Origin of the sequence: Streptococcus sp. k-378, assembly GCF_013277505.1 — a bacterium.
GTDB classification, from domain to species: Bacteria; Bacillota; Bacilli; order Lactobacillales; family Streptococcaceae; genus Streptococcus; species Streptococcus pseudopneumoniae.
Genome location: NZ_VMNC01000120.1, coordinates 1 through 13,221 on the forward strand (window position 1 = coordinate 1; position 13,221 = coordinate 13,221).

The window sequence follows — 13,221 nt, forward strand, 5'->3', positions numbered from 1 at the left end:
CAGTTTATTCAGAAGAATAGACAATTGGAGATTCGAGTGCAATCACAAAAGAAGTCCAATGGTCTTGATGTTGGGAAGGCTGATTAAAGAATAATGGAATAGAATTAGTCTCTAGTATATTCGCTTTTATTATTCATTAAAAATTGTAGGGGCAAGTTTGAAAAAATAAAAGTTAGTTGATTGATTACTTCTCTAAATTTTGGGCACACTAAAAAGAGGTCTTGATACCCAACCTTTAAAATTAAAGCACCTTGAATCCGTGCTGTTGTGCAAAACGAACGGCATCTTGGACAGACATTGTCTTATCTGAATTTCTTATTTCTGTAAGACCTTGTAATCTTGGATTATAACTCTCCTGTTTTAAAAGTACGTGGTAGATGGCAACCAATAATCTGCGACAGATAGCGATGATAGCTTTTCGATGCCATATAAATAATTTTTAACATGAGGGGGCTCCCTTCATAAAATTTGAGTCTGCCTATCCCTTGACTATTCTTTCCTTTCACAAACGAGTCGCTTATTCAATTATAAGTTTACGTGCTCTTAGTCACAGTTCTTGTGCTTGATGGAAAGAATGACACCTATAAAAATGCGAGGTAGTGGCTGTACCACTCACTTATTCACCTCCCCGTGATTTGTAGTAGTGATAGGCTTTCTCACTGTTATTATAAAACAAAGAGCACAACACTTTTTCATTCTGTGTTGTGCCTTGAGTGAAACGAAAGGAATGAATTATAAAAATGAAGAAAACATTTTATCGCAAATTCGGTATTTCAATTATTGCTAGTACTTTATTAGCTAGTCAGCTACCGACAGTATCTGCGTTGACTGTTATTTCAAGTACAGGCGAGGAGTATGAGGTAAGTGAAACATTACAAGAGGATCCAGGAACTAATAATTTTTCACTTCCCGATGTTTCACCGACTTATGGTCAATATTATACAAATCAGTCAGAAGTCATTATTGGCAAAAATGATTTAGTTAAGGTAAAAAATACTTTACAATATCCTTACTCTACATCAGCTTATGTAAAAGCAACATTCAAATTTAAAAATGCCGATTCAGTAGAAATAGGTACAGGTAGAGGAAGTGCTTCCTTTATCAAAGACAATGTTTTGATTACAGCAGCTCATGTCGTTTATGACCGTGAATCCAAAACAGAAGCGACTGAAGTAGAGATTATGCCTGCGGCTACTCCAGATAGTAATCCATTTGGTGAAATAAAAGTCAAAGAAGTTCGTTATTTAAAAGAATTTCGAAATACTGATCCAGATGAGCTTACTACCTATGACTTAGCAGTTTTAATTTTGGAAGAACCGATTGGCGCTCAATTGGGGACGTTAGGACTTCCAAATAATTTAGAAAATACTAAAAATCTAGATGTAACAGTTACGGGATATTCTGCTGTTAATAAGGATATTAAGCAGATGTATACTGATACAAAAACGATACTTCAAGATACAAATGATTTTTTATTCTATCAAGTAGATACTTTGCGTGGTGCAAGCGGTTCAGCAGTATATGATTCTACCAATAGGGTTGTCGGAGTTCATACCAATGGGAGTGAGGCAGAACAAATGAATTATGCTGTCAAGTTAAATGAGAAGGCTCTATCTTTCATCTACTCTGTTATTCGAGGGCATTCTATTGATGGTTGGAAATTGATTGGTGGTACTTGGTACTATTATAAGAACAGTACGAAACAAACAGGTTGGCAAAAGATAAATGACACTTGGTACTATCTAGACGCCTCCGGTAAGATGCTCACAGATTGGCAAAAAGTAAATGGGAAATGGTATTATCTTGAAACCTCTGGTTCAATGTCCACAGGTTGGAAATATGTACGAGGCAGATGGTATTACTTAGATAATAAAAATGGAGACATGAAAACCGGTTGGATAAAAGTGGGAGGAAATTGGTATTATCTCAATTCAAGTGGAGCAATGGTTACAGGTAGCCAAACTATTGATGGTAAAGTTTATAATTTCGCTTCATCTGGTGAATGGATTTAATATTGGAGGTATATATAAATGAAACTTTTGAAAAAAACTATGCAAGCTGGACTAACAGTAATTTTCTTTGGTTTGCTAGGGACCAGTACAGTATTTGCAGATGATTCTGAAGGATGGCAGTTTGTCCAAGAAAACGGTAGAACCTATTACAAAAAGGGGAACCTCAAAGAAACCTACTGGCGAGTGATTGATGGTAAGTACTATTATTTTGATTCTCTATCTGGAGAGATGGTTGTCGGCTGGCAATATATCCCGTTTCCATCTAAAGGTAGTACAATTGGTCCTTACCCAAATGGTATCAGATTAGAAGGTTTTCCAAAGTCAGAGTGGTACTATTTTGACGAAAATGGAGTGCTACAAGAGTTTGTTGGTTGGCAAGAATTAGAGCTAAAATATTCCTTAACCGTTGGGAAAAAACATGGTGAAGGCTGGGAAGGTCCCGAAGTTCTTAAATTAGCATACTACTACTTTGATCAAGATCATTATTTAAAGACAGGTTGGCTTTATGATCAATCTAACTGGTATTACCTAGCAAAAACAGGAAATTCTGGGAATAAGAATCTTGGTGGTGAAAGACGTGTAGGTTGGATAAATGATGATTCAGCTTGGTACTATCTAGATTCAGAAACTGGTATCATGCAAACTGGTTGGAAGCAAATTGGCAATAAGTGGTACTACCTCCGTTCATCAGGTGCAATGGCAACAGGTTGGGCTTATGTTGGTAATAACTGGTACTATCTTCGTTCATCAGGTGCAATGTCCACAGGTTGGGTGAAAGATGGTTCAATATGGTACTATCTAAATGCAAGTAATGGAGATATGAAAACAGGCTGGTTCCAAATCAATGGTAAATGGTATTATGCCTATGGTTCAGGTGCTCTAGCTGTTAATACCATAGTAGATGGTTACTACGTAAACTATAATGGTGAGTGGGTTAAGTAACGAATGCTAATCGTAACTGTAGTTGATACTTAACTTATTAAAAAGAGCTTTTTTCTACCATTTGTCAACTCTATCAATTTTTAAGAATTAAATGAGTGAAGACAGTAGCTATTCAGTATGTTTATCTACTGTAGTAGGTTGAAGAAAAACCAAGAATGAGAAAGGACGAAGTTAGTCCTTTCTTTTTTATGTGACTATACTTTCTATTCAAATGAGCTTTTAACCGATTGATTGAGCCAATCAACTCTTAAAACCAAAGAGCAATTTCTCGCTTAGCTGACTCTTCTGAATCTGAACCATGTACAACATTTTGGATAGTCTCATTTTCTCCAGCAGCTTTTGCAAAATCAACTCGAATAGTTCCTGGTAAAGCTTCTTCTGGATCAGTTGCACCCATCATGGTCCGCCAAGTTTCGATTACTTTGGGATCAGAAATGATACCTACAAGAACCGGTCCTGAAGTCATAAATTCACGAATCGGTGGGTAAAAATTTGACCAACCAAGTCCTGATAGTGCTGGTCAATTAACTCTTCTGAAAGCTGTGTACGCAACTCCAATTTTTCAATTGTAAATCCACGTTGTTCGATACGTTTCAACACTTCACCCACTAGTCCTCTTTTTACACCATCTGGTTTAATGATAAAAAATGTTTGTTCCATACCTGTCTCCTTTGTCAGCTTCTTTCTTTTATTTTACCACATTCCATGGAAAAATGGAGAAAGTTTTCAGAAAACAGAAAGAGAACCCGAAGGCTCTCTCATCTGCTTTTATTCTACTGTTTCTTCCACAGTTTCAACGGCAGTATCCACAACTACTTCTGTTGTTTCTTCATTCCCTTCTTCCTCTACTGGAGGATTAAGGTATTCTTCTTCGTTGATAGCATGTGGTTCCAGGTTACGGTAACGAGCCATACCAGTACCTGCTGGGATAATCTTACCGATGATAACATTTTCCTTAAGTCCAAGGAGATGGTCTTTCTTACCACGGATAGCTGCGTCAGTAAGGACACGAGTTGTTTCCTGGAAGGAAGCCGCTGACAAGAAACTATTTGTTTCAAGTGAGGCTTTGGTAATTCCCATAAGAACTGGGCGACCTGTCGCTGGAACTCCACCTGAGATAAGAACATCTTTGTTAGCATCTGTAAAGTCATTGATATCCATGAGGGTACCCATGAGAAGATCTGTGTCACCTGGATCCATGACACGAACTTTACGGATCATTTGACGAACCATTACCTCGATGTGTTTGTCACCGATTTCTACCCCTTGGCTACGGTAAACTTTTTGTACTTCACCGAGAAGGTAAGTTTCAACTGACAAGACATCACGGACTGCAAGGAGACGTTTTGGTTGGATAGAACCTTCTGTAAGAGCAGCACCACGCGCTACTTGGTCACCAACTTCAACACGCATACGAGCTGTAAATGGAACGACGTACTCACCTTCACCAGTTTCGCCCTTAACAAAGACTTTCTTGGTACGAGTTGATGCATCTTCTTCGATAGCGGTAACTTGTCCTTTAACCTCTGTGATAACCGCTTCCCCTTTAGGATTGCGGGCTTCAAAGATTTCTTGGACACGAGGAAGACCCTGAGTGATATCGGTATTTGAGGCAACCCCACCCGTGTGGAAGGTACGCATTGTAAGCTGTGTACCAGGTTCCCCGATAGATTGGGCAGCGATTGTACCAACTGCTTCACCAACTTCAACCGCATCACCAGTCGCCAAGTTGATACCGTAACAGTGACGGCAGACACCGTGACGAGTATTACATGTAAATACGGAACGGATAGTCACTTCTTCCACACCAGCATTAACAATTTCACGCGCCTTGTCTTCTGTGATCAATTCATTTGGACCAATGATCACTGCACCAGTTTCTGGATGTTTAACAGTTTTCTTAGTGTAACGACCATTGAGACGCTCTTCGAGAGACTCGATCATCTCTTTTCCTTCTGCGATAGAGCGGATCAAGAGACCACGGTCAGTTCCACAGTCGTCCTCACGGATGATAACGTCTTGGGCAACGTCAACCAAACGACGAGTCAAGTAACCTGAGTCGGCTGTCTTAAGGGCCGTATCGGTCATACCTTTACGGGCACCGTGAGTTGAGAAGAACATTTCGAGTACTGACAAACCTTCGCGGAAGTTTGAAAGGATTGGCAATTCCATGATACGTCCGTTCGGAGCAGCCATCAGACCACGCATACCGGCAAGCTGTGAGAAGTTTGAGATGTTACCACGGGCTCCAGAGTCCATCATCATAACGATTGGGTTCTTAGGATCTTGGTTGGCAATCAAGCGTTTCTCAAGTTTTTCACGGGCAGCACGCCATTCAGCTGTAACGGCATTGTAACGCTCGTCGTCCGTGATCATACCACGACGGAATTGTTTTGTGATCTGTTCTACACGTTTATGTGATTCTTCAATGATTTCAGCCTTGTCATCAACGACTGGGATATCGGCAATACCCACTGTCAATCCTGCAAGAGTTGAGTGGTGGTAACCGAGATTCTTCATGCGGTCAAGTAGGGCAGAAGTTTCTGTCGTACGGAAACGTTTGAAGATTTCAGCGATGATATTTCCAAGGTTTTTCTTCTTGAATGGAGGGTTGAGTTCAAGATTACTGATAGCTTCCTTGATATCTCCACTAAGTGGCAAGAAGTATTTAGCTGGAACGCCTTCTGTCAAGTTGGCATTGTTTGGTTCTTGCAAGTATGGTAACCCCTCTGGCATAATGTCGTTGAAGAGGATTTTACCAACGGTTGTAAGCAAGACCTTGTGTTTTTGCTCTTCTGTCCATGGTTTGTTAAGGCTATCTGTTGCGATACCAACACGTGAGTGAAGGTGAACATAACCATTACGGTAAGCCATAACCGCTTCGTCACGGTCTTTGAAGACCATTCCTTCACCTTCACGACCAGCTTCTTCCATAGTCAAGTAGTAGTTACCCAAAACCATGTCCTGAGATGGAGTAACAACTGGTTTACCATCTTTCGGGTTCAAGATATGCTCAGCAGCGAGCATCAAAATACGAGCTTCTGCTTGGGCTTCTTCTGAAAGCGGTACGTGGATGGCCATTTGGTCCCCGTCAAAGTCGGCATTGTAGGCTTCACAGACAAGTGGGTGCAAGCGAAGGGCCTTACCATCAATCAAGACTGGCTCAAAGGCTTGGATACCCAAACGGTGAAGGGTCGGTGCGCGGTTCAAAAGCACTGGGTGTTCTTTAATCACTTCTTCAAGGATATCCCAGATACGCTCATCTCCGCGTTCCACCAAGCGTTTAGCTGCTTTGACGTTTTGCACGATATCACGGGCAACGATTTCACGCATGACGAATGGTTTAAAGAGCTCAATTGCCATTTCACGTGGCACACCACATTGGTACATCTTAAGAGTTGGACCAACGGCGATAACGGAACGTCCTGAGAAGTCAACACGTTTACCGAGCAAGTTTTGACGGAAGCGTCCTTGTTTCCCTTTAAGCATGTGGCTCAATGATTTCAGCGGACGGCTACCTGGTCCTGTGATTGGACGACCACGACGACCATTGTCAATCAAAGCATCAACCGCTTCTTGAAGCATACGCTTCTCATTTTGAACGATGATACCAGGCGCATTCAACTCAAGCAAACGAGCCAAACGGTTGTTACGGTTGATAACACGGCGGTAAAGGTCATTCAAGTCAGATGAGGCAAAACGGCCACCATCCAACTGCAACATTGGACGAAGATCTGGTGGGATAACCGGAAGGATGTTAAGAATCATCCATTCAGGTTTGTTTCCAGACTTGTAAAAGGCATCCAAAACATCCAAACGACGGATGGCTTTGACACGTTTTTGTCCAGTAGCTGTTTTCAATTCTTCTTTGAGTTCAGCAATTTCTTTTTCAAGATCTACTTGCTTCAAAAGGTCTTGGATGGCTTCGGCACCCATCTTGGCAACAAATGAACCATAACCATATTCACGCAAGCGCTCTCGGTATTCGCGCTCTGTCATGATAGACTTGTGCTCCAGTGGTGTATCCTTAGGATCAATCACCACATAAGCCGCAAAGTAGATAACTTCCTCGAGGGCACGAGGGCTCATATCAAGGGTCAAGCCCATACGGCTTGGAATCCCCTTGAAGTACCAGATGTGAGATACAGGAGCTTTCAACTCGATGTGCCCCATACGCTCACGACGAACTTTTGTACGCGTTACTTCAACCCCACAGCGGTCACAAACAATTCCTCTGTAACGAATGCGTTTGTACTTACCACAAGCACATTCCCAGTCTTTTGTAGGACCAAAGATCACTTCATCAAAGAGTCCTTCACGTTCTGGTTTCAAGGTACGGTAATTGATTGTTTCAGGTTTTTTGACTTCTCCATAAGACCATGAACGGACTTTACTTGGAGAAGCTAGGGTGATTTGCATACTTTTAAAACGATTTACATCAACCACTATTTCTTCCCTTTCTATTCTAAGTGAACTGCTTATTCTTGTTCAGCAGCTTCTTCTGTTGCTTCCGCTTTTGTTGCTTTCTCAGCTTCTTCAGCTTCAAAGGCTGCTTTAGCCTCTTGTGCTGCTTTTTCGCGGGCTTTTTCAAGGTCATCTACGTGGATGACATCTTCGTCCATTCCTTCATCCAAGTCGCGAAGTTCCACTTCTTGGTCATCTTCGTCTAGGACACGCATGTCAAGACCAAGAGATTGCAATTCTTTGACAAGAACTCGGAAGGATTCTGGAACACCTGGTTTTGGAATTGGTTTTCCTTTTGTAATAGCTTCATAAGCTTTCAAACGTCCGTTGATATCGTCAGACTTGTAAGTCAAGATTTCTTGAAGGACATTTGACGCACCGTAGGCTTCAAGAGCCCAAACCTCCATCTCACCGAAACGTTGTCCACCAAACTGAGCTTTACCTCCGAGTGGTTGTTGGGTAACGGTTGAGTAAGGTCCGACTGAACGCGCGTGCAATTTATCGTCAACCATGTGGTGGAGTTTGATCATGTACATGACACCAACTGACACACGGTTATCAAATGGTTCACCAGTACGTCCATCGTAAAGGATTGTCTTAGCATCGCTGTCCATACCTGCTTCCTTAACGGTTGACCAAAGATCTTCAGAACTTGCTCCGTCAAAGACTGGTGTCGCGATGTGAATACCAAGAGTACGAGCCGCCATACCAAGGTGAAGCTCCATAACCTGACCGATATTCATACGAGATGGTACCCCAAGTGGGTTCAACATGATATCGACTGGAGTTCCGTCTGGAAGGTAAGGCATGTCTTCTACAGGAACGATACGAGAGACAACCCCTTTGTTTCCGTGACGTCCGGCCATCTTATCTCCAACCTTGATCTTACGTTTTTGAGCGATGTAGACGCGAACCAGCATGTTAACACCTGATTGCAACTCATCTCCATTTGCACGTGTAAAGATTTTAACATCACGAACGACACCATCGGCACCGTGTGGTACACGAAGAGAAGTGTCGCGCACTTCACGAGACTTGTCTCCGAAGATAGCGTGCAAGAGACGTTCTTCAGCTGAAAGGTCTTTCTCACCCTTAGGTGTTACTTTACCTACAAGGATATCACCTTCTTTAACCTCAGCACCGATACGGATAATCCCCATTTCGTCAAGGTCTTTAAGGGCATCTTCACCAACGTTTGGAATTTCGCGAGTGATTTCTTCAGGCCCAAGCTTTGTATCGCGTGTTTCTGATTCGTATTCTTCAAGGTGGACAGATGTGTAGACATCGTCCTTCACCAAGCGTTCGCTCATGATAACGGCATCCTCGAAGTTGTAACCTTCCCAAGTCATGTAGGCAACGATTGGGTTTTGTCCAAGCGCCATTTCTCCATTTTCCATAGAAGGCCCGTCAGCGATGAAATCGCCTTTTTCAACGACATCGCCAACTTTTACGAGAGTGCGTTGGTTGTAGGCAGTACCTGAGTTTGAACGACGGAATTTTTGGATGTGGTAAACGTCCAATGAACCATCTTCACGACGAACTTCTACCTTGTCAGCATCTGCGTAAGTAACTTTACCATCATACTGAGCAATCACAGCCGCTCCAGAGTCGTGGGCTGCTTGGTATTCCATACCAGTACCAACGTAAGGTGCTTGAGGATTGATCAATGGCACAGCCTGACGTTGCATGTTAGCACCCATGAGGGCACGGTTGGAGTCATCGTTTTCCAAGAAAGGAATACATGCTGTCGCAACGGCAACTACCTGTTTTGGTGATACGTCCATGTAGTCAACAACATTAGCTGGATACTCTTGGTTGACCCCTTGGTGACGTCCCATGACAACTTTCTCAGCAAATGTTCCATCTTCATTCAGACGAGAATTAGCCTGTGCTACAGTAAATTCATCTTCTTCATCGGCTGTCAACCAAACGATTTCGTTCGTAACAACGCCTGTTTCACGGTCAACTTTACGGTATGGTGTTTGAACAAAACCATACTTGTTCAAATGTCCGTAAGATGACAAGTTATTGATCAAACCGATGTTAGGTCCTTCAGGTGTCTCGATGGGACACATACGACCATAGTGAGTGTAGTGCACGTCACGTACTTCATATCCAGCGCGGTCACGTGTCAAACCACCAGGTCCTAAGGCTGACAAACGGCGTTTGTGAGACAACTCAGAAAGTGGGTTGTGTTGGTCCATGAACTGTGACAACTGTGATGAACCAAAGAATTCTTTCACCGCAGCTGTTACAGGACGGATGTTGATGATTTGTTGTGGTGTCAAGACTTCGTTGTCTTGAACAGACATACGTTCACGGACATTACGTTCCATACGAGAAAGTCCCAAACGTACTTGGTTGGCAAGCAATTCACCAACTGCACGGATACGACGGTTCCCAAGGTGGTCGATATCATCTACACGGCCAAGTCCTTCAGCCAAGTTGAGGAAGTAGCTCATCTCAGCAAGGATATCTGCAGGAGTAACGATACGAACCTTGTCATCTGGATTGGCATTACCAATGATGGTTACGACACGGTCTGGATCCGTTGGAGCAACAACCTTGAATTTTTGAAGAACAACTGGCTCAGTCACAACGGCTGCATCATTTGGAATATAAACAATCTTGTTCAAGTCACCATCCAAATGGCTTTCAATGCTTTCAATCACACTACGAGTCATAACAGTTCCAGCTTCTACCAAGATTTCTCCAGTTTCAGGGTCTACCAATGGCTCTGCAATGGTTTGGTTAAGCAAGCGTGTTTTAACATTGAGTTTTTTATTGATCTTGTAACGACCAACTGCTGCTAAGTCATAGCGACGTGGGTCAAAGAAACGAGCCACAAGCAAGCTACGTGAGCTTTCAGCTGTCTTAGGCTCACCTGGACGAAGGCGTTCGTAGATTTCTTTCAAAGCTTCGTCTGTACGAGAGTCCATTGGATTCTTGTGGATATCTTTTTCAACAGTGTTGCGAACCAATTCGCTATCACCAAAGATATCAAAGATTTCATCATCACCTGAGAAACCAAGCGCACGAACCAAGGTTGTAAATGGAATCTTACGAGTACGGTCGATACGAGTGTAGGTAATATCTTTTGAGTCGCTTTCAAGTTCCAACCAAGCTCCACGGTTAGGGATAACAGTTGAACCATAGCCCACTTTACCGTTCTTATCTACTTTGTCATTAAAGTAAACACCTGGCGAGCGAACCAACTGAGATACAATGATACGTTCACCACCATTGATAATGAAAGTACCCATTTCTGTCATGATCGGGAAATCACCAAAGAAAACTTCTTGGGTCTTGATTTCGCCTGTTTCTTTATTGATCAAGCGGAAGGTTACAAAAATTGGTGCTGAGTAGCTAGCATCGTGAATACGAGCTTCTTCTAGCGTATATTTGGGTTCCTTGATTTCATATCCAACAAATTCCAACTCCATTGTGTCTGTGAAGTTTGAAATTGGCAATACATCTTCAAACACTTCCTTAAGACCGTGGTCTAGGAAATCTTTGAATGAGTCAGTTTGAATTTCAATCAAATTTGGTAAGTCAAGAACTTCTTTGATTCTTGAAAAACTACGACGGGTACGATGTTTCCCGTATTGAACGTCATGTCCTGCCAAGATGATTCTCCTTTGTAAATAAGTTCCAAGCCTTGTCAATCAGGCTTTCTAATCGTCATATGGTTGTAAAACCCTTATCACCGTGTCCCTTTGATGAATTTTCAGAATTTTTAAGTCTTTATTACAAGTACTCGAAATCCTGAAAAAAAGCACAAAAAGAGCAGCTAAATCTGACTTTTTCAGAAGATTTAACTGCTGTGAGCCTTGTCTGGACAATATTTCAGACAAAACCTACGACAAATGATTATTTATATTATACCCTAATTAGCTAGATTTTTCAAGGGGATTCAGTAGATTTTTGGTAATCTTTTTCCCATAGAAAACTTAGCATTACATTCGAATCACACTATGGTACAAAAAACTGAAAAAGCTATTGACTGAAAATCATTTTCAAGGTATAATAAGAAACGTTAAGGCGGTATAGCCAAGTGGTAAGGCACGGCTCTGCAAAAGCTTGATCGTCGGTTCAAATCCGTCTACCGCCTTCTATAACTTGATTTATCAGGTTTCAAATGAACAGAAAGCCCAATTTGAAGGGCTTTTTTATTTTTCTTCTGATAAATACGGATAATTTTGAAAAACTTTTGGGGCAAAGTTCTTTCCATGACATAATTCCCTCATGAAATCAACTGAAAAAAGCTTCGTCACACCTGGTGACAAAAGCCTCTAGTTTACTCTGTTTCTTCTTCTATTTCAACTTCGGTAATTTGGACTTTTACCTTGGTAACACGTCCATTTTTCACTTTATCATTGGTTAAGATAAGTTGTTTGTTTTGGCTGACCAATTCATAGCTAAGTTTCTCAGTCGTCGGAATGGTCCCCACTCCTGTCAAATAGTAACCAGCAATGGTATCAACGTCATCACTTTCCAGTTCAACATCAAAGTAATTATTGAAATCATTGAGGGTCATCGTTCCTTGAACAATGTAGGTATCCTCGCCAATCTGATGAACATCTATTGCTGCTTTGTCCGTTTCATCATCAATTTCACCAACAATTTCCTCTAAGAGGTCTTCCAAGGTCACCAAACCAGCCATACCACCGTATTCATCCAGCAAGATTGCCATTTGTCTTTGGGTATTGCGCAATTCTTTTAGCAAGTCATCCACAAAAATAGTTTCAGGTACAAAAAGTGGATCTTGTAAGATTTTCTTCCAAACAATATTATCAAAACCATCCACAAAACCAGCCTTAAGGAGACTCTTGGTGTGAATGATTCCAATTACATTGTCCTTATCCCCATCGTAAACTGGTATACGGGAAAAGTTTTGTTTTAAAATACTTTGGATAATGCTTTGACTATCATCCTGAATATCCACCATAAAAGCATCTGTCCGAGGAACCATAACCTCTCGTGCCATCAGTTCATCGAGCGAAAAGACACCTTGTAGCATCTCAATCTCATCAGCATCCAACGTTTCTTCACTATTTGTCAGCATATAGGCAATTTCATCACGGGTCATCTTTTCATCCGCATCATCGAATGACATAGGAGTCAAATGGCTCAAGAAATTGGTCGAAGCAGCTAAAAGCCAAACAAAAGGACTGACTAGTTTTCCGATCCCAATGATAACCGGCGCTGTACGAATGGCCAAGGCATCCTTTAGATTAAGAGCGATTCTCTTAGGATATAATTCCCCAAAAACGATGGAAATATAGGTCAAAAATGCCAAGGATAGAAAAGTTGCCACGGCTTGTGCTGTTTCGCTATTCCCAAGCCAAGAGGCAATCACACGTCCTAGAGTATCAGCTAAACTCGCCCCTGATAAGATTGTAATCAGGGTGATTCCTACCTGAATGGTTGATAAAAAGTGGTTAGGATTTTCTAGTACCTTCAGCAGGCGGATGTAGCGTCTGTCTCCTTCTTCCGCCTTTTGTTCAACTCGGGCACGATTAAGAGAAACCATGGCCATTTCTGTGGCTGAGAAAAAGGCATTTAATACCGTCAAGATAAACAATAAAACAAATTGTAGCAACAAATTCTGACTACTTGGGTCTTCCATAGTTCTTCTCCTAAAATAGTATCTTATCCTTTATTATATCACAAAATTTAATCCAATACATATTATTTTTTTCTTAGCGTAACTTCTCAAAGTAACTTCCATCTCTCTCCCAAAACTGGAAGTTAGTTTTAGAAGTTACCATTTTTTCTTAGTACCTACTCCCGACTTTATCAC

At 41.7% G+C, this 13,221-nt stretch carries 6 protein-coding genes, 1 tRNA gene and 2 pseudogenes; 4 read left to right on the forward strand and 5 right to left on the reverse strand.

Annotated features, from left to right (window positions below; genetic code table 11):
• The coding region (locus HT719_RS11940; RefSeq protein WP_275690619.1) for a PhrA family quorum-sensing system peptide at positions 1 to 87 on the forward strand (87 nt) is incomplete at its 5' end.
• Positions 88 to 241: 154 nt separating this feature from the next.
• On the opposite strand, the pseudogene HT719_RS11945 reads toward HT719_RS11940, so the two are convergent.
• Positions 242 to 424 (reverse strand): annotated as a pseudogene (locus HT719_RS11945) (IS110 family transposase); the annotation flags it as partial.
• Positions 425 to 1,070: 646 nt separating this feature from the next.
• On the opposite strand from HT719_RS11945, the gene HT719_RS10180 reads away from it, so the two are divergent.
• Together HT719_RS10180 and cbpJ are read left to right on the forward strand one after the other, a co-directional pair.
• Positions 1,071 to 2,012 carry a trypsin-like serine protease gene (locus tag HT719_RS10180; protein WP_345790046.1) on the forward strand — a complete coding sequence of 314 codons (942 nt, stop codon included), beginning with the start codon at positions 1,071 to 1,073 and terminating at the stop codon, positions 2,010 to 2,012.
• Positions 2,013 to 2,030: 18 nt separating this feature from the next.
• Entirely contained in the window at positions 2,031 to 2,954 is a 924-nt protein-coding gene (cbpJ, locus tag HT719_RS10185) for a choline-binding protein CbpJ (protein WP_172929117.1), read from the forward strand.
• A 247-nt stretch (positions 2,955 to 3,201) separates the two neighbouring features.
• Here the strand turns inward: cbpJ and ndk are convergent.
• The 3 genes and pseudogenes from ndk to rpoB form a co-directional block, all read right to left on the reverse strand.
• Positions 3,202 to 3,614: pseudogene (ndk, locus tag HT719_RS10190) on the reverse strand (nucleoside-diphosphate kinase).
• Between the two features lie 108 nt (positions 3,615 to 3,722).
• A complete protein-coding gene (rpoC, locus tag HT719_RS10195; protein ID WP_172929119.1) occupies positions 3,723 to 7,400 on the reverse strand; it encodes a DNA-directed RNA polymerase subunit beta' in 3,678 nt (1,225 codons plus the stop codon).
• Positions 7,401 to 7,432: 32 nt separating this feature from the next.
• On the reverse strand, positions 7,433 to 11,044 hold the full coding sequence (gene rpoB, locus HT719_RS10200) for a DNA-directed RNA polymerase subunit beta (RefSeq protein ID WP_100127842.1): 3,612 nt from the start codon (positions 11,042 to 11,044) through the stop codon (positions 7,433 to 7,435).
• Positions 11,045 to 11,458: 414 nt separating this feature from the next.
• Between rpoB and HT719_RS10205 the strand changes: the two genes are divergently transcribed.
• A tRNA-Cys gene (locus tag HT719_RS10205) sits at positions 11,459 to 11,529 on the forward strand.
• Positions 11,530 to 11,715: 186 nt separating this feature from the next.
• On the opposite strand, the gene HT719_RS10210 is transcribed toward HT719_RS10205, so the two are convergent.
• A complete protein-coding gene (locus HT719_RS10210) occupies positions 11,716 to 13,047 on the reverse strand; it encodes a hemolysin family protein (RefSeq protein ID WP_000390030.1) in 1,332 nt (443 codons plus the stop codon).
• Positions 13,048 to 13,221 lie beyond the last annotated feature (174 nt).